General features: G+C 67.3%; 18 protein-coding genes. 10 read left to right on the forward strand and 8 right to left on the reverse strand.

Annotated features, from left to right (window positions below):
- Nucleotides 1-37: 37 nt before the first annotated feature.
- Both SOM18_RS13195 and SOM18_RS13200 read right to left on the reverse strand, forming a co-directional pair.
- Entirely contained in the window at nt 38-343 is a 306-nt protein-coding gene (locus SOM18_RS13195) for an alkylphosphonate utilization protein (protein ID WP_031439303.1), read from the reverse strand.
- 25 nt (nt 344-368) lie between these two features.
- A complete protein-coding gene (locus SOM18_RS13200; RefSeq protein WP_260171387.1) occupies nt 369-494 on the reverse strand; it encodes a hypothetical protein in 126 nt (41 codons plus the stop codon).
- Between the two features lie 168 nt (nt 495-662).
- On the opposite strand from SOM18_RS13200, the gene SOM18_RS13205 reads away from it, so the two are divergent.
- Nucleotides 663-1,211 carry a hypothetical protein gene (locus tag SOM18_RS13205; RefSeq protein WP_042466426.1) on the forward strand — a complete coding sequence of 183 codons (549 nt, stop codon included), beginning with the start codon at nt 663-665 and terminating at the stop codon, nt 1,209-1,211.
- Nucleotides 1,204-1,842, forward strand: a complete 639-nt coding sequence (locus tag SOM18_RS13210) for a YbhB/YbcL family Raf kinase inhibitor-like protein (RefSeq protein ID WP_031439305.1) — start codon at nt 1,204-1,206, stop codon at nt 1,840-1,842. The genes SOM18_RS13205 and SOM18_RS13210 overlap by 8 nt, the downstream gene beginning before the upstream one ends.
- A gap of 43 nt (nt 1,843-1,885) precedes the next feature.
- On the opposite strand, the gene SOM18_RS13215 is transcribed toward SOM18_RS13210, so the two are convergent.
- The 3 genes from SOM18_RS13215 to SOM18_RS13225 all read right to left on the reverse strand — a co-directional run bounded on the left by SOM18_RS13215 (nt 1,886) and on the right by SOM18_RS13225 (nt 3,986).
- On the reverse strand, nt 1,886-2,014 hold the full coding sequence (locus SOM18_RS13215) for a hypothetical protein (RefSeq protein ID WP_268745752.1): 129 nt from the start codon (nt 2,012-2,014) through the stop codon (nt 1,886-1,888).
- Between the two features lie 335 nt (nt 2,015-2,349).
- Nucleotides 2,350-3,387, reverse strand: a complete 1,038-nt coding sequence (locus SOM18_RS13220) for a GGDEF domain-containing protein (RefSeq protein ID WP_031439306.1) — start codon at nt 3,385-3,387, stop codon at nt 2,350-2,352.
- 68 nt (nt 3,388-3,455) lie between these two features.
- Nucleotides 3,456-3,986, reverse strand: a complete 531-nt coding sequence (locus tag SOM18_RS13225) for a peroxiredoxin (protein ID WP_031439307.1) — start codon at nt 3,984-3,986, stop codon at nt 3,456-3,458.
- Nucleotides 3,987-4,077: 91 nt separating this feature from the next.
- On the opposite strand from SOM18_RS13225, the gene SOM18_RS13230 reads away from it, so the two are divergent.
- Nucleotides 4,078-4,908 (forward strand): inositol monophosphatase family protein, encoded by an 831-nt coding sequence (locus SOM18_RS13230; RefSeq protein WP_031439308.1) that lies wholly within the window; start codon nt 4,078-4,080, stop codon nt 4,906-4,908.
- A gap of 190 nt (nt 4,909-5,098) precedes the next feature.
- Here the strand turns inward: SOM18_RS13230 and SOM18_RS13235 are convergent, their stop codons facing one another.
- Nucleotides 5,099-7,222 (reverse strand): AsmA family protein, encoded by a 2,124-nt coding sequence (locus tag SOM18_RS13235; protein WP_031439309.1) that lies wholly within the window; start codon nt 7,220-7,222, stop codon nt 5,099-5,101.
- 199 nt (nt 7,223-7,421) lie between these two features.
- On the opposite strand from SOM18_RS13235, the gene rpmI reads away from it, so the two are divergent.
- The 7 genes from rpmI to SOM18_RS13270 all read left to right on the forward strand — a co-directional run bounded on the left by rpmI (nt 7,422) and on the right by SOM18_RS13270 (nt 14,984).
- Nucleotides 7,422-7,625: a 50S ribosomal protein L35 gene (gene rpmI / locus SOM18_RS13240; RefSeq protein ID WP_031395289.1), complete on the forward strand. Its 204-nt coding sequence runs from the start codon at nt 7,422-7,424 to the stop codon at nt 7,623-7,625.
- Nucleotides 7,626-7,644: 19 nt separating this feature from the next.
- Entirely contained in the window at nt 7,645-8,010 is a 366-nt protein-coding gene (rplT, locus tag SOM18_RS13245; protein ID WP_031395288.1) for a 50S ribosomal protein L20, read from the forward strand.
- A 244-nt stretch (nt 8,011-8,254) separates the two neighbouring features.
- The gene (locus SOM18_RS13250) at nt 8,255-8,596 is read left to right on the forward strand and encodes a GIY-YIG nuclease family protein (protein ID WP_031439310.1); all 342 of its coding nucleotides are present in this window, start codon (nt 8,255-8,257) and stop codon (nt 8,594-8,596) included.
- A gap of 22 nt (nt 8,597-8,618) precedes the next feature.
- Nucleotides 8,619-9,713: a phenylalanine--tRNA ligase subunit alpha gene (gene pheS, locus SOM18_RS13255; protein WP_320481919.1), complete on the forward strand. Its 1,095-nt coding sequence runs from the start codon at nt 8,619-8,621 to the stop codon at nt 9,711-9,713.
- A complete protein-coding gene (gene pheT / locus SOM18_RS13260; RefSeq protein WP_192007895.1) occupies nt 9,710-12,124 on the forward strand; it encodes a phenylalanine--tRNA ligase subunit beta in 2,415 nt (804 codons plus the stop codon). Before pheS ends, pheT begins: the two co-directional genes overlap by 4 nt.
- Before the next feature lie 190 nt (nt 12,125-12,314).
- The gene (locus SOM18_RS13265) at nt 12,315-13,190 is read left to right on the forward strand and encodes an aldose 1-epimerase family protein (RefSeq protein ID WP_031438819.1); all 876 of its coding nucleotides are present in this window, start codon (nt 12,315-12,317) and stop codon (nt 13,188-13,190) included.
- Nucleotides 13,191-13,415: 225 nt separating this feature from the next.
- A complete protein-coding gene (locus tag SOM18_RS13270) occupies nt 13,416-14,984 on the forward strand; it encodes a peptide chain release factor 3 (protein ID WP_031438820.1) in 1,569 nt (522 codons plus the stop codon).
- A gap of 61 nt (nt 14,985-15,045) precedes the next feature.
- Here SOM18_RS13270 and SOM18_RS13275 read toward each other — a convergent pair whose 3' ends face one another.
- Together SOM18_RS13275 and SOM18_RS13280 are read right to left on the reverse strand one after the other, a co-directional pair.
- Complete coding sequence (locus SOM18_RS13275; RefSeq protein WP_031438821.1) at nt 15,046-15,405, reverse strand: MerR family transcriptional regulator; 360 nt, start codon at nt 15,403-15,405, stop codon at nt 15,046-15,048.
- An 8-nt stretch (nt 15,406-15,413) separates the two neighbouring features.
- The gene (locus SOM18_RS13280; protein WP_031395326.1) at nt 15,414-15,713 is read right to left on the reverse strand and encodes an integration host factor subunit alpha; all 300 of its coding nucleotides are present in this window, start codon (nt 15,711-15,713) and stop codon (nt 15,414-15,416) included.
- Between the last annotated feature and the right edge of the window lie 84 nt (nt 15,714-15,797).

Genomic DNA, 15,797 nt, shown 5'->3' on the forward strand with positions numbered 1-15,797 from the left:
CCTCCCCCGGCAGGGGGAATATCAGGGGGTGCGTCCGTTACCGCTTGCGCACGAACTCCGCGCGCAGCACCAGACCCTTGATCCCCTCATAGCGACAGTCGATCTCCTGCGCGTCACCGGTCAGGCGGATCGCCTTGATCAGCGTGCCGCGCTTGAGCGTCTGGCCCGCGCCCTTGACGGTCAGGTCCTTGATCAGCGTCACCTGGTCGCCGTCCGCCAGCACGTTGCCGACCGAGTCGCGGACCACGACCGTGTCGTCGTCCGCCGCGCGGGTCGTGGATGCGGCGTCGGCGGCGACCCATTCGCCGCTGGCCTCGTCATAGACGTAATCGTCGTCCGCCATCGTCATCGTCCTGTTTCGTGCCGGATCACTTGAGCGTCGTCATCTCGACGGGCTTGCCCTTGGTCGTCGGGTTCGACGCGTTCGCCTTGGGCTCCTTCTCGGCCTTGGGCTTGCGGACTTCCTTGTTCGATTTCTTCTGGCTCTTGGCCATGATGCTGCCCTTCCGGCGGGGCGGAGCGCCCCGGGACGGCGACGATACACGCTTGCACTCGCGCATACCCGTAGATTCGGATCGTCGAGTCGCCCCGGCAGCGCCGGCATCGCGGGCAACCTCAGCCCGGTCGGCGCGTTGGGATGTAAAGACCATGAGGGGGCTGCGATGCATATCGGATCCGGGGCTGCGCCGATCACCCTGTCGCTGCGTGCGGGGATGGCAATGCTTGCCATGGCCGTGTCAGGCTGCAGTGCGGGCGACGATCCCCAGCAGACCGCTGCGGTCGCCAACTTCACGCCGCCTGCCACGCGGACGCCGACCCCCGTGGCGGGGCAGGCGCAGACCACGCCGCTCACCGCCTATGTCGGCAAATACCCGCATGACGCGGTCGATGGCGTCGATTTCTTTGATCGCACCGAGGTGGCCGGCGGGTTGCTCGCGGTGGTCGACGATGCCCGGCTGCGGTCGCTGATCCGCGGACGCTCGGGACCGCAGACGCCGATCTTCCAACGGGGCCGGCGCATCGCCTCCTGGGGGTGCGAGGCACATAACTGCGGCGATCACAACTGGATGGTCGCGATCGATCCGGCGGGTGGGACAGCGCAGGCCTGTTATCACGATGCCGGCACGATGCGCGATCAGAGCCGCTGGTATGCCGATGGCGCACCGGTCCTGCGCCCTGGCGCCTGTCCTTCGGAGGGTAACGATGCTTGAACACATGCCTGCCTGGCTCGGCCACGCACTTAAAGGATTGCGCGCTGGTGCCGACGCGTTGGTGATCGCCCGGTCCGGTCTCGGGTCGGGCGCGCAGGCCGGCACGGGGTTCGCGACGCTCGACCTGACCAGCCCCGCCTTTGCGCATGAGGGGCGGTTGCCGCCGCGGTTCACCGCCGATGGTGACGGGGTGTCGCCGCCGCTGGTCTGGAGCGTGCCACCTGCGGGCACCGCCGCGCTCGCGCTGATCGTCGAGGATGCGGATGCGCCGACGCCGCAACCGCTGGTTCACGCGATCGTCTGGCATATCGCTGCCGATGGGCTGCGACTGGCCGAAGGTGCGATCGCGGCCGACGGCGCAGGGACGCCCGACGGCGATGTCGGGCGCAATTCATATCTGCGCGAAGGCTGGCTGCCGCCCGATCCGCCGACCGGGCATGGCGAACATCGCTACGCCTTCCAGCTGTTCGCGCTCGATGCGGCGCTGGGCGATCCAGGCGTGTCACCGGGCCGCACCGCGCTGGTCGAGGCGATGTCGGGACATGTGCTCGCGGCGGGGTTGCTGATCGGGACCTATTCGCGCGAGGAGGCCGCGCCCGTCGGCCCCGCTTCTTCGGCCATGCTGGCCTGACCGCGACCCGCGCCTGGCGGGCAGGGATCCCCCGCGCTGCCGATCAGGCGAACGCTGCGGCGTGAGTCGCGATCAGCAGGACGGTGGTCGAGAAGGCGACGATGCCGACGAGCAGGCCGCTGTCCCGCAGGCGGTCGGGCCGGTATTGGCCGCGATGGAGGTGATGAAGCATGATGCAGTTTCCGCAGTCAGGCCGGATCACGCGATCGGGATGATCGGCGTCGCTGCGCTGATCGCGATGCCGGCGAAGACCAGCGCCCCGGCGAACGAGAGGAGGATGCGCTTGGCGGATTCGAAATGGATCGAGGACATGGTGGCTTCCCTTCGGTGATGGCGGCGTCCGGACCATCCGGCTGCCGATATCCCCTGCTTTGCACACCCCGTGCCAGTTCCGTATCCGGCTGAATCAGCGCGGTTTTTCGCAGCAGCCACGCAGCAGTTGGGATTTTGCGCCACACTTATCCGGTGAACGGCGCCAAGGATCGGTGCCGCGGACCGCCGCGCGGATCAGGCGGCGCAGATCCGGTCGCGCCCGTCGCCCTTGGCAGTGTAGAGGAGCCGGTCCGCACGGGCGAACGCGCTCTCGGCGGCTTCGTCCGCATGGATCGCGGTGACGCCTGCCGAAAAGGTGATCTGGCCGAGCGGGGAATCGGTCTCGCGATTGCGGAAGCGTTTGGCGGCAACGATCGCGCGGACCGAATCGAGCAGGCGCGCGGCGTCGCTCAGGCTGACGCCGCACAACAGCACCGCAAACTCCTCGCCGCCGTGCCGCACGACGAGATGCCCTTCGCACCCCGCCGCGATCATCTGGCCGATCGCGGTCAGCACCCGGTCGCCGACGCCGTGGCCGAACGCGTCATTGACGCGCTTGAACCGGTCGACGTCGCATACCGCGAGGCAATAGGGGCCTTTGTCCGCGTCGCGTGCGCCGAACGCCTCGTCGAACGCGCGCCGGTTCGGCAGGCCGGTCAGCGTGTCGCGTCGTGCGCTGTCGCGGGCCTCGATGAGCTTGGCCCGCAGGACGTCGGTCTCGTGCTTCGCCTTGGCCAGCCGCACCTCCGACTCGCGGATCCTGCCGATCATCGCGGTCGTGATCCGCGTGATCTCGTCGATCTCGGCCAGTCCCGGCGACGTCGTGATCGCCGCCGCGCTTTCGGCCAGGTCATGGCCGAAGCCGCGGGTCTCGGCGTGGATGCTGTGCATGATCGTCGCGAATCCGTCGACATGCTCCTGCGTCTCGGCGACCAGCCGGTCCGCCTCCCCCTCGCGCAGCGCGGGATCGCATTGGTCGTCGGGGTCGACGGTCGCGGGCGTATCGGTAACCTGTCCGCCAAGCGCCTCGATATCCCTGCGCAGCAGCCGGACGCCGCCCTCGGTCAATCGCGCAACCTGCGCCGCGAGCGGGCCGTCGGGTGCCGACAGCACGGCATGCGCGAACGCATAATGCGACGGATCCGGACGCAACCGGTGCTTACGGAGGAATCGGCCGATCTGGTCGAACAGGTCCTCCGTGCTCACCTGTTGTGCGCCCTGCGCGTCCCGCATGTCATTTGCCCCCGTTTCGCCCCCGGAATAGAACGATAAAGGTTAGCAACGCGTGACGATTTGCGGATCTATCGGCGGTTAAGCGTCTCAACTGCGGCCAGCGTCGAACTGACATGCTCGGCCGGGTTCATGTCGTCGTGAACAAAGGCGACCCGGCCGTCGCGGCCGATCACGTAACTGGTGCGCTTCGTGACGTCGCGTCCCATCACTTGCTTGCCGAGCGCGACGTCATAGCCGGCGACGACCTTCGGCCCTGCACTGGCGACCGCGAACTTGCCCGCGCATTTCTCTGCCGAGAATTTGCTCAGCGTCTCGACGTTGTCCGCCGACATGCCGATCACCGTCGCGCCGGCCTTCTTGAACGCGGGGACCGCCTCGGCAAAGGCATGCGCCTCGGCATTGCAGCCGCCGGTATAGGCCGCGGGGAAGAAGTAGAGCACGACGGGGCCCTTCTTCAGCTGTTCGGCGAGGTGGACCGTGAACACCTTGCCGGCGATCGCGCCGCGCGTGGTGAAGTCGGGCGCCTTCGCACCGGGCGCGAGCGCCGCGACTGCGGGGGTGGCGACGAGGAGGGCGGCAAGGGTCGGGACGAGGCGCATGGGGCTATACTCCGGTATGATCGCAGTGACGTACGCCCGCTCGCGGCATCCGTCCATTGCTCGCGCCGTACCGTATCGATAGGCAGGGCGCATGCCAGTGACCCAAGCCGATATCGACCTCGCGCACCGCCTCGCGGATGCCGCGGGCCACGTCATCCGACCCTATTTCCGCCACGAGCACGGCGTCGAGATCAAGGACGACCAGTCCCCCGTCACCCGCGCCGACCGCGAGGCCGAATCGGCGATGCGCCGGCTGCTCGACGCCGAACGCTCGGGCGACGGCATCGTCGGCGAGGAATTTGGCGAGAAGACCGGTGTCACCAACCGCAAATGGGTGCTCGACCCGATCGACGGCACGCGCAGCTTCACCGTCGGCCGCGCGATCTTCGGCACGCTGATCGCGCTGGTCGAGGATGGCTGGCCGGTGCTCGGGATCATCGACCAGCCGGTCCAGCGCGAACGCTGGGTCGGCGTCGCGGGGCGTCCGACGACGCTGAACGGCGTGCCGGTGCGCACCCGGGTCTGCCGCGAACTGGCGGGATCGACGATCGCGACGACCAGCCCGCATTTGTTCGGCGAGGCTGACGTCCCGCATTATCTCGCGCTCGTCGCGGCGATCTCGGGCGGCAACCCGCGCCAGGGGCCGGTCTATGGCGGCGACTGCTATAATTACGGGCTGCTCGCGAGCGGGCATCTCGACGTCGTCTGCGAATCGGGTCTCCAGCTCTACGACTTCGCCGCGCTGGTCCCGGTCGTCGAAGGCGCCGGCGGGATGATGTGCGACTGGAACGGCGACCCGCTGACCGCGGCGAGCGAAGGCCATGTGCTCGCGATCGGCGATCCGGCGCGGCTGGACGACGTGCTCGAGGCGATGCACCGGATCACGGGTGATGCGCATGACCATGGCGGTCACGACCACTGAGGCCGTCATGGCGGGAAGGCTGGCGTTACGCCTCGCACCCCGCCTGATATCCGTCATCCCGGTGAAAGCCGGGACCCACGGACACGGAACGGTCGCTAACCGCGCTGGCCGAAACCATGGGCCCCGGCTTTCGCCGGGGTGACGGGGGCCAGTGAGGTGAGCGGCACGGGTGAGACCAAAGCCGCCGCCCTTAGAAGATCCCCAGAAACTTCTTCTTCTGCCCCTTCTTCTCCGCCTCGGACGCCTTGCCATCCTCGCCCTTGGCGGTCGTCCCGCGGCCGACATCGTCGCGCGTCTCGCCCTTGGTCGTCCGCTGCGCCTTGGCGGTCGCGCCGGCCAGCACCGGGCCGCACGCGGTGGCCTTCGCATCGCCGACATCGACGAACGCGAGCACACCCGCGACCGGCGTCGCCACCAGCGCGAGACCCAGCCCGGTGCCGACGCGGGCGAGCAGGTCCTTCGACACCACGCTCATTTTCGGTGCCGCGAACACCCCGCCAAACCCAACCGGCGACTGGCCCGCAAACAGGCTGAACTTCTTCGAATCGGCGCGGAAGGCGAGGTCGACCGCTTCGTTGCGGAAGCTGAACCCGCCGCGGCCGACGATCACGTTCTTCTTCGTGTCGATCAGGATCGGGTCCGCTGCCGCCACACCGCCGCGCACGGTGAAGCCGATCAGGCCGCAATTGACCTGGACCGGCTCGTCGAGCTTGCCCTGGAACATGCGCTGCGCGAACGTGCCGATGTCGAGCTCGGCGAGCTGGACGTTGCGCACCGACAGTGCGCCCGACGGCATCACGAACGCGATCCGGCCGCGTGACGACGCCAGCGAATCATGGATCGAATCGCCGCGCCCGTCGAGCTTGATCCGCCCCTTGATCGTCCCGGTCGTCCCCGCCTCGGCAAGCCCATAGCCCTTGAGCAACCGCCCCATCGGCGTCGGCGCGAGGCGAATGTCGTAGGACACCGCGCTCGGCCGCGACCGCGTGTCGAAGACCGCGTCGGAGGCGACGTTGCCGCGCGCCATCGCAAACGTCAGTGGCGACAGCGCCAGCCGCCCGCGCTCGAGGTCGAGCGTCAGATCGACGTTCGAGATCGGGATGTTCTTCGATCGCACTACGCCGATCGTCCATTTCAGGTCGGCATCGAAGATCTGCATCGTCTCGACCGGGAAATTCCCATCGGGCAACAGGCGTTGCGCGCCCGCGCCGGTCGCGGCGGCGGCCGCCACCGCGCCGCGGCTCTCGACGATGTCGGGATTGTAGCCGATGAACGGCGCGGCATCGACGATGTCGAGGCTCTTGGTCGCCAGCACCGAATCGAGATGGATGCGTTCGCCATTGGTGATCGTCAGCTTGCCCGCCAGATCGGTCTTCCCCGCCACGCCGGTGATCCGCGTGAAATGATATTCCTCGCCCTGTTTCACGAGCTGCCCGCGCAGCCGATAGGTGCGTGTGTTCGGGATCGCGACGTCGATCACGCCGAGCAGGGTCGACAGGTTGGCGCCGCGCGCGGTCACCGCGAGCGGCACGTTCTCGACGTCCGCTATGCTCGGCAGCGTGCCGGCGACGTCGATCACGTTGCCCGCCGCGCGCATCCGCGCGACCAGCTTGTTCTGTCCCCGATTGGCGGTCGCGTCGGGCGACAGCAGCTGCGCGGTCACCGTGAACGGCGTCTCGCGCAGCTGGCCGGTGCCCTTGAGGCCGACCGCGCGGCCGATCGTCGCATCGACCGAGCGGATGTCGGCGACGTCGAGATTGGCGAGCACGCGCATCCGCGGGTCGAGATAGCGCACGCTCGTCCCCGTCACCGTCGCCACGTCGATCCGCGGGAATTCGAGCGGCTCGCCGCCCTTCTTGTCGCTGAACGTCCAGCTGTTGGCGGTATGCGCGGCATTCCATTCAAGATCGACCGCGCCGTTGACCAGATCGAGCCAGTAGAGCCGCCGCTTGCCGAAGATCAGCGACAGCGGCGCGATCCGCGTGTCGAGCTTGTCCGCCTGGAACAGGTTGGGCCGGCTCGCCCAGTCGGGGTTGGAGAGCGTGAAGCGCTCGGCATAGAATTTGATTCGGAACGGCGCGAAATAGAGCTGGAAATCGCCGCCGACGGTCACCGTGCGGTGGGTCATCGACCCGACGATCCGCTCGAACGGATGCTTCAAGAAGCGACCCTTGGTGATGTAGAGCACCAGCCAGATGGCGGCGATCACCGCGAGGATCCCGATCAGAATGTTGCGCAGGATCCGCCGTTTGCGCCTCTTCTGCGCCGCGGCGGGCGGGGGGGCGTCGATCGGCTGCGTCGGGCTGGCGTCCATGATAAGCCTATCGCATGGCGGGCGTAGCGGTTCCACTATGGTCGGATGCCGCATTAATCCGGGAATGCGACTTGAGATTTCGGACCGATGCGGGTATCGGCCCCGCTTCCTCGAAGGGATGCGCGTTCGACGAATCGCCCGGCCAGTGTGGGCTGCCGCGGCGATTTCAGCGTTTCCCTTCGTAACCGAAAGGATAAAAATGCCCAAGCTGAAGACCAAGAGCGGCGTCAAGAAGCGCTTCAAGCTCACCGCCACCGGCCTGCTCAAGCACGGCGTCGCCGGCAAACGTCACCGTCTGGCGCATCACAACGGCAAGTACATCCGTCAGAACCGCGGCACCAAGCTGCTGTCCAAGGCCGATACCGCAGCAGTGAAGGCCTGGGCGCCTTACGGCCTGCGTTGAGCTGAGAAGGAATTAGACAATGGCACGCGTAAAACGGGGTGTTACCACCCGCGCCAAGCACAAGCGTATTTTGGTTCAGGCGAAGGGCTATTATGGCCGTCGCAAGAACACCATCCGTATCGCCCGTCAGGCCGTCGAAAAGGCCGGACAGTACGCATATCGTGACCGCAAGGTTAAGAAGCGCACCTTCCGTGGCCTGTGGATCCAGCGCATCAACGCCGGCGTCCGCGCCGAGGGTCTGACCTATTCGCAGTTCATGCACGGCGTGAAGCTGGCGGGTATCGAACTCGACCGGAAGGTCCTGGCCGACATCGCGATGCACGAGGGCGCAGCCTTCAGCGCGATCGTCGCACAGGCGAAGGCAGCACTTCCCCAGGCCGCGTAATTCGCGACTGAGGTTGGGTTTGAAAAGGGCGCCGGTGGGAAACCACCGGCGCCCTTTTTCGCGTTTGGGGTTCGCCAGCCCGTCATCCCCCCTTCCGTCATCCCGGCGAACGCCGGGACCCACGGTTACGGCGGACCCGGCGAAAGCGTGCTACCATAATCCGGCCCGCAACCATGGGTTCCGGCTTCCGCCGGAATGACGGATGTAAGAAATCTGGGGAAGGGCGATCAAGGGGGAGCAAGAAATGCGCGAAACCTTCCAGCCCTGCGTCTACATCCTCGCCTCCCGCCGCCACGGCACGCTCTACATCGGCGTCACCTCAAACTTGCTCGCGCGGCTGGTTCAGCACCGCGAGGGGTTGATCCCCGGCTTCACTCACCGGTACGGCATCAGGCGTCTCGCCTATTACGAGATGTTCGACACGATGGAGGCCGCGATCGTTCGCGAGAAGCGGCTGAAGGAGTGGCGAAGAGCGTGGAAGATCGAACTGATCGAAGCGCGCAACGAAAATTGGGACGATCTGGGTATCGGTCTGGGGCTGCCCCGCCTACCCGATCTGCCGACCGAACCCGCCCTGGGAGTATGACGTGACGCAAGACCTGAACCAGATGCGCGAACACATGTTGGCGGCGATCGCCGCGGCATCCGGCCTCGACGCGCTGGAGGCGTGCCGGGTCGAGGCGCTCGGCAAGCAGGGCACGATCACCGCGCTGCTGAAGACGCTCGGCAAGATGACCCCCGACGAGCGGCTCGTGCAGGGCCCGATGATCCAGGGTCTTCGCGAAGCCGTCGCCAATGGCATCGCAGAGCGCAAAGCGACGCTCGAACGCGCCGCGCTCGACGCGCGGCTCGCCAGCGAAACGCTCGACATGACGCTGCCCGCCGACGCGCCCATGCCCGGCACGATCCACCCGGTCAGCCAGGTCATGGACGAACTCGCCGAGATCTTCGCCGACCTGGGCTTCGCGGTCGCGACCGGGCCCGAGATCGAGACCGACTGGCATAATTTCTCCGCGCTCAACATCCCCGAGACGCATCCGGCGCGCGCGATGCACGACACCTTCTATCTCCAGCAGGGGATCGACGCGAAGGCCGCGGGCACCGCCGACGAGAAGACGACCTTCTCGCTGCTCCGCACGCACACCTCGCCCGTCCAGATCCGCACGATGCTGAGCCAGAAGCCGCCGATCCGCATCATCGCGCCGGGCCGCACCTACCGCTCGGACTCGGACGCGACGCACACGCCGATGTTCCACCAGGTCGAGGGCCTCGTGATCGACAAGGGCATCACGCTCGGCCATCTGAAGTGGACGCTCGAGACGTTCGTGAAGGCGTTCTTCGAGCGTGACGACATCGTCCTGCGGATGCGCCCGAGCTATTTCCCGTTCACCGAACCCTCGGTCGAGATCGACGTCGGCTACACGCTGGTCAAGGGCAAGCGTGTCGTCGGCGGCGCGGAGCCAGACGGCTGGCTCGAGATCCTGGGCAGCGGCATGGTCCATCGGAAAGTGATCGAGGCGTGCGGGCTCGATCTGGACGAGTGGCAGGGCTTTGCGTTCGGCTGCGGGATCGATCGGCTCGCGATGCTCAAATACGGCATGGACGACCTCCGTCCGTTCTTCGACGGCGATATCCGCTGGCTGAAACATTATGGTTTCTCGAGCCTCGACGTCCCCACTTTGTCGGCAGGAGTCGGCGCATGAAGTTCACGCTCAGCTGGCTCAAGCAGCACCTCGACACCACCGCCACGCTCGACCAGATCGTTGACGCGCTCACGCGTATCGGCCTCGAAGTCGAAGGCGTCGAGAATCCGGGCGAGAAGCTCGCCGCGTTCCGCATCGCCAAGGTGCTCAGCGCCGAACGCCACCCGCAGGCCGACAAGCTGCAGATCCTATCGGTCGACGCCGGTGATGGCCCGCTGCAGGTCGTCTGCGGCGCGCCCAACGCGCGCGCCGGGCTGGTCGGCGTGTTCGGGGCGCCCGGCGCGTACGTCCCCGGGCTCGACGTGACGCTCAAGCTCGCGAGCATCCGCGGCGTCGAATCGAACGGCATGATGTGCTCGACGCGCGAACTGGAACTCGGCGAGGATCATGACGGCATCATCGAACTGCCCGCGGACGCGCCGATCGGCACGCCGTACCCCGATTATGCCGGGCTCACCGATCCCGTCATCGACGTCGCGATCACACCCAACCGCCAGGACTGCATGGGCGTCCGCGGCATTGCGCGCGACCTCGCCGCGGCCGGCATGGGCACGCTCACGCCGCTGATCTTCGATCCGATCGTCACCGACGGGGCAGGGCCATCGGTCCGCACCGCCGACACCGCCGGCTGCCCCGCCTTCTTCGCGCAGACCGTCACCGGCGTGCGCAACGGCGAGTCGCCCGACTGGATGCGCCGCAGCCTGCTCGCGATCGGCCAGAAGCCGATCTCCGCGCTCGTCGACATCACCAACTATCTGATGATCGACCTCGGCCGCCCGCTGCACGTCTATGACCGCGCCAAGCTGTCGGGCGGCCTAGTCGCGCGGAAAGCCAAGGACGGCGAACAGGTCGTCGCGCTTAACGGCAAGACCTACACGCTCGACGAAACCATGACCGTCATCGCCGACGACGTGGCCGTGCACGACATTGGCGGCATCATGGGCGGCGAGCATTCGGGCGTCTCCGCGAACACCACCGACGTGCTGATTGAATGCGCCTATTTCGATCCCGACCATATCGCGCGCACCGGCCAGAAGCTCACGCTCACCTCCGACGCGCGCAGCCGCTTCGAACGCGGCGTCGACCCCGCCTTCCTCGACGACGGCCTGGCGATCGCCACCGCGCTCGTGCTCCACGTATGCGGCGGCACCGCAAGTGAGGTCACGCGCTCGGGCGAGCCACCGCTCGAACCTCGCGTCGTGCACTACGACCCGCGCCTCAGCGCCGACCTAGGCGGGCTCCACGTGGCCCCCGAACGCCAGGCCCGCACGCTCCTGTCGCTCGGCTTCACGATCGGTGCGATCAAATCGGCCGACGCGTTCAGCGACGCGCTGTTCTCGACGATCGAGGGCAAATGGCCGGTCACGGTCCCGAGCTGGCGCCGCGACGTCGACGGCCCCGCCGACCTCGTCGAGGAAGTCGTCCGGATCGAGGGCATCGACAGCATCCCCTCGACACCGCTGCCGCGCCTGCCCGGCGTCGCCAAGCCGACCGCCACGCCCGAGCAGAAGCTCGAACGCCGCGCGCGTCGCGCCGCCGCCGCCCGCGGCCTCGACGAGGCGGTGACGTGGAGCTTCCTTTCGGAGGCCGAAGCCGCACCCTTCGGCGGCGGCGCGTGGACGCTCGCCAACCCGATCAGCGAAGACCTGAAGGTCATGCGCCCCTCGCTGCTCCCCGGCCTGCTCGCCGCGACCGGCCGCAACCTCAAGCGCGGCCAGCAAAGCGTCCGCCTGTTCGAGATCGGTCGCCGCTACCTCGCCGAGGCCGAACGCGCGACGCTCGGCGTGGTGCTGGCGGGCGACCGCCGCCCGCGCGGCTGGCGCGACGGCAAGGCCGCGAGCTTCGACGCGTATGATGCGAAGGCCGAAGCGCTGGCACTGCTCGCCGCCTCGGGCGCACCCGTCGACAATCTCCAGGTCATGGGGGAGGCGGGTGATGCCTGGCATCCGGGTCAGTCGGGCACGCTCCGGCTCGGGCCGAAGACGGTGCTGGCGAGCTTCGGCATGCTGCATCCGCTGGTGCTCAAGGCGTTCGACCTCGACGGCGCGGTCGCTGCGGTCGAAGTCTATCTCGACGCGATCCCGCCCAAGCGCGCTTCGGGCTTCGCGCGCCCGGCCTACACGCCGCCGGCGTTGCAGGCGGTCCGCCGCGACTTCGCGTTCCTCGTGCCGGCGGCGCTCGCGACCGACGCGCTGGTGCGTGCGGTCAAGGGCGCCGACAAGGCTGCGATCGTCTCGGCGCGCGTGTTCGACGTGTTCACCGGCCAGGGCGTCGAGGACGGCCACAAGTCGGTCGCGGTCGAGATCGTCCTGCAACCCACCGCCAAGAGCTTCACCGACGAGGAGCTGAAGGCGGTCGCGGACAAGGTCGTCGCGGCGGCAGCGAAGCAGGGCGCGAGCCTGCGCGTCTGAGCGTCTCCTCACCCTCCAACACCACCCCGGCGAAGGCCGGGGCCCAGTTGAGGAACGGGTGTAACGGCGGACAGTCTCTCGTTACTTCCACCTTTCCAACTGGACCCCGGCCTTCGCCGGGGTGGGGCCGCCGGGTTGTCCGATGAGCGTTTTGAAGACCCGCATGTTCGACCACGAAGGAAGGACCCCAATGACCGACCTGATCACGATCGCCAACGACCACCTCACCGCGCAGATCAACCCGCTCGGCGCCGAGCTCACGTCGCTCAAGGACGCGGACGGGCGCGAGCTGATGACCGACGCCGACCCGGCCTATTGGACCGGCCACGCGCCGATCCTCTTCCCGGTCGTCGGTCGCCCCTACCGCGACACGATCCGCGTCGACGGCACCGAATATTCGATGAAGCAGCACGGCTTCGCCCGCCGCATGGCGTTCGCGGTATCCGAGCAGCAGCCGGGATCGGTCGCCTTCACGCTCGAGGCGACGCCCGAGACGCGTGTGGTCTATCCGTTCGATTTCCGGCTGACGGTGACGTTCGCGCTGGTCGACGCGACGCTGAGCGTCGACGTCGCGATCACCAACCCCGCCGCGCAGCCGCTTCCGGCGAGCTTCGGTTTCCACCCCGCCTTCGCCTGGCCGCTGCCCTACGGACAGGATCGCGCCGACCACCGTATCGTCTTCTCGGCCGACGAGCCCGATGCGCTGCGCATGATCGCCGACGACGGCACGATCGCGGAGGGCGAACGGCCCTCGCCGCTGGAGGGGCGGACGCTGCGCCTGCAGGACGCGCTGTTCGCGAAGGATGCGCTGGTCTGGGATTCGGTCCGGTCCGACTCGGTCACCTATGGCGCCGAAACCGGCCCGCAGCTGCGGATCGACTTCCCCGACACGCCGATGCTCGGCATCTGGACCAAGCCCGGCGCGGCCTATGTCTGTGTCGAGCCGTGGCACGGCATCGCGGACCCCGAAGGCTATGACGGCGATTTCCGTGCCAAGCCCGGCGTCTTCGAGATCCCAGCAGGTGCCACCAAGCGCATCGCGCTCCACGTAACGCTGATCCGCTAAAAACCCCTCCCCTTCAGGGGAGGGGGTGGGGTGGGGCATAGCCGCAAGCGCCAAGCCCGTGGTGAGACCCCACCCCCAGCCCCCCTGAAGGGGAGGGGACCAGCTATCGCTGCGATTGCACCCCCTGTCCTCCGGCCCCCGCATCTGCCAAGAGCGGCAGCATGACCGCCGGACTCCCGGCCCAACCTTCTTTGCGAGCCGCGACAGGCTCCCCGGACCCACGCCATGACCCAATTTCCCCGCCGCACCTTCGCGATCATCTCGCATCCCGACGCCGGCAAGACCACGCTGACCGAAAAGCTCCTGTATTTCGGCGGCGCGATCCATCTCGCCGGCGAGGTGAAGGCGCGCGGCCAGAACCGCCGCGCCCGTTCCGACTGGATGAAGATCGAGCAGCAGCGCGGCATCTCGGTCACGTCGTCGGTGATGACGTTCGAACGCCAGGGAATCACTTTCAACCTGCTCGACACGCCGGGCCACGAGGACTTCTCGGAAGACACCTACCGCACGCTGACCGCGGTCGACTCGGCGGTCATGGTGATCGACGCCGCCAAGGGCATCGAGCCGCAGACGCGCAAGCTGTTCGAGGTCTGCCGCCTGCGCAACGTGCCGATCATCACCTTCGTCAACAAGGTCGACCGCGAGGGGCGCGACCCGTTCTCGCTGCTCGACGAGGTGGCCGAGATGCTTCAGCTCGACGTCTGCCCGATGAGCTGGCCGGTCGGCATGGGCGGCGAGTTCGAGGGGGTGTACGACCTCTACGCCAACACGCTGAGCCGCCCCGAAGGCGACAGCCGCGAATTCATGGGCAAGGCGATCCCGTTCGCGGGTATCGACGACCCCAAGCTCGCCGAGATACTGAGCCCCGAAGGTATCGTCCGCCTCTCCGACGAGGCCGAACTCGCACAGGGCGGCTATTCGAGTTTCGACGCCGACGCCTATCGCGCAGGCAATCTGACGCCGGTCTATTTCGGCTCGGCACTCAAGGATTTCGGTGTCGCCGAGCTGATCGCAGCGCTCGCCGACTACGCCCCGCCACCGCGCGCGCAGCCCGCCGAGCCCGCCCCCATCTCCCCCGACGAGCCCGAAGTCACCGGCTTCGTGTTCAAGGTGCAGGCGAACATGGATCCCAACCACCGCGACCGGATTGCGTTCATGCGGCTGTGCTCGGGCGTGTTCAAGCGCGGCATGAAGCTGACGCCCACGGGCCACGGCAAGCCGATCGCGGTCCACTCGCCGATCCTGTTCTTTGCGCAGAACCGCGAGCTGGCGGACGAGGCGTTCCCCGGCGACATCATCGGTATCCCCAACCACGGCACGCTGCGCGTCGGCGATACGCTGAGCGAACGCGCCGCGATCCGCTTCACCGGCCTGCCGAACTTCGCGCCCGAAATCCTGCGCCGCGTCGTGTTGAAGGATTTCACCAAGACCAAGCAGTTGCGGAAAGCGCTCGACGACATGGCCGAGGAGGGGGTGACGCAGGTCTTCTACCCCGACATCGGCTCGAACTGGATCATCGGCGTCGTCGGGCAGCTCCAGCTCGAGGTGCTGCTGTCGCGGCTCGATGCGGAGTACAAGGTTGCGGCCGGGCTCGAGCCTGCGCCGTACGAGACCGCGCGCTGGATATCGGCGGAAGATCCGCAGGAGCTCAAGACCTTCGCCGAGATCAACCGCGGCGCGATGGCGAAGGATCGCGACGGGAACCCAGTGTTCCTCGCCAAGAGCGCGTGGGAAGTGAACTATATCGCCGACCGCTATGCGAAGATCCGCTTCGCCGCGACCCGCGAACGGTAAGGGACCGCCATCGATCGTCATCCCCGCCCACGCGAGGATGACGAACCGGCAGGCATGCGGATCAATCCGCGGCCAGGGCCTCGGCGAGCATGTCGCGGATCGCGCGCAGTGCCGTGATCGGCGTCTCGGCGGGCGCAACGATCTCGGCAGCGACCGCGGCCGGTGCGCCCTTTTCCGCGGCCAACAGCTGCTGGACGCCGCGCACGGTATAGCCGTCGCGATTGAGCAGCTGGTCGATCCGGCGCACCAGCGCGACGTCCTCGACGCGATAATAGCGACGATTCCCAGCACGCTGGAGCGGTCGGAGCTGGGGAAAACGCGTTTCCCAATAGCGCAGGATATGCTGTGGCAAGCCGGTATCGTTCGACAGTTCGCCGATGGTCCGGAATGCGGTACTGGCCTTGCCGGAACTGTCCGGCATCGCGTGCCTCAGCCTGCGCCGACGATGCGTTCGCGCATCATCTGGCTTGCGCGGAACGTCAGCACGCGGCGCGGTGCGATCGGCACCTCGACGCCCGTCTTGGGGTTGCGACCGATGCGCTCGCCCTTGTCGCGCAGAACGAACGTACCAAAGCCCGAAATCTTGACATTCTGCCCGCTGGTCAGTGCTTCGCACATCTCGGTCAGGATCTGTTCGACGACTTTTGAAGCATCCGATCGCGAAAGTCCGATTTCGCGATGAAGCGATTCGGCTAGATCGGCTCGTGTCAGCGTACCCGTCATTGTCATTCCGAAACTCCCACACCCATTGCGGTACCTACACAAGCAGCGTGATCATCGGAAGAGCTTTATCGGACAAATTGCAACTGGCTT

This window comes from Sphingomonas sp. CFBP9019, assembly GCF_034045155.1.
Taxonomy (GTDB): domain Bacteria; phylum Pseudomonadota; class Alphaproteobacteria; order Sphingomonadales; family Sphingomonadaceae; genus Sphingomonas; species Sphingomonas aerolata.

Bases quoted from the DNA above. Each gene is read 5' to 3' on its own strand.
- SOM18_RS13195 (WP_031439303.1), bottom strand. From the start codon at position 343: ATGGCGGACGACGATTACGTCTATGACGAGGCCAGCGGCGAATGGGTC.
- SOM18_RS13200 (WP_260171387.1), bottom strand. From the start codon at position 494: ATGGCCAAGAGCCAGAAGAAATCGAACAAGGAAGTCCGCAAGCCCAAG.
- SOM18_RS13205 (WP_042466426.1), top strand. From the start codon at position 663: ATGCATATCGGATCCGGGGCTGCGCCGATCACCCTGTCGCTGCGTGCG.
- SOM18_RS13210 (WP_031439305.1), top strand. From the start codon at position 1,204: ATGCTTGAACACATGCCTGCCTGGCTCGGCCACGCACTTAAAGGATTG.
- SOM18_RS13215 (WP_268745752.1), bottom strand. From the start codon at position 2,014: ATGCTTCATCACCTCCATCGCGGCCAATACCGGCCCGACCGCCTGCGG.
- SOM18_RS13220 (WP_031439306.1), bottom strand. From the start codon at position 3,387: ATGCGGGACGCGCAGGGCGCACAACAGGTGAGCACGGAGGACCTGTTC.
- SOM18_RS13225 (WP_031439307.1), bottom strand. From the start codon at position 3,986: ATGCGCCTCGTCCCGACCCTTGCCGCCCTCCTCGTCGCCACCCCCGCA.
- SOM18_RS13230 (WP_031439308.1), top strand. From the start codon at position 4,078: ATGCCAGTGACCCAAGCCGATATCGACCTCGCGCACCGCCTCGCGGAT.
- SOM18_RS13235 (WP_031439309.1), bottom strand. From the start codon at position 7,222: ATGGACGCCAGCCCGACGCAGCCGATCGACGCCCCCCCGCCCGCCGCG.
- rpmI (WP_031395289.1), top strand. From the start codon at position 7,422: ATGCCCAAGCTGAAGACCAAGAGCGGCGTCAAGAAGCGCTTCAAGCTC.
- rplT (WP_031395288.1), top strand. From the start codon at position 7,645: ATGGCACGCGTAAAACGGGGTGTTACCACCCGCGCCAAGCACAAGCGT.
- SOM18_RS13250 (WP_031439310.1), top strand. From the start codon at position 8,255: ATGCGCGAAACCTTCCAGCCCTGCGTCTACATCCTCGCCTCCCGCCGC.
- pheS (WP_320481919.1), top strand. From the start codon at position 8,619: ATGCGCGAACACATGTTGGCGGCGATCGCCGCGGCATCCGGCCTCGAC.
- pheT (WP_192007895.1), top strand. From the start codon at position 9,710: ATGAAGTTCACGCTCAGCTGGCTCAAGCAGCACCTCGACACCACCGCC.
- SOM18_RS13265 (WP_031438819.1), top strand. From the start codon at position 12,315: ATGACCGACCTGATCACGATCGCCAACGACCACCTCACCGCGCAGATC.
- SOM18_RS13270 (WP_031438820.1), top strand. From the start codon at position 13,416: ATGACCCAATTTCCCCGCCGCACCTTCGCGATCATCTCGCATCCCGAC.
- SOM18_RS13275 (WP_031438821.1), bottom strand. From the start codon at position 15,405: ATGCCGGACAGTTCCGGCAAGGCCAGTACCGCATTCCGGACCATCGGC.
- SOM18_RS13280 (WP_031395326.1), bottom strand. From the start codon at position 15,713: ATGACAATGACGGGTACGCTGACACGAGCCGATCTAGCCGAATCGCTT.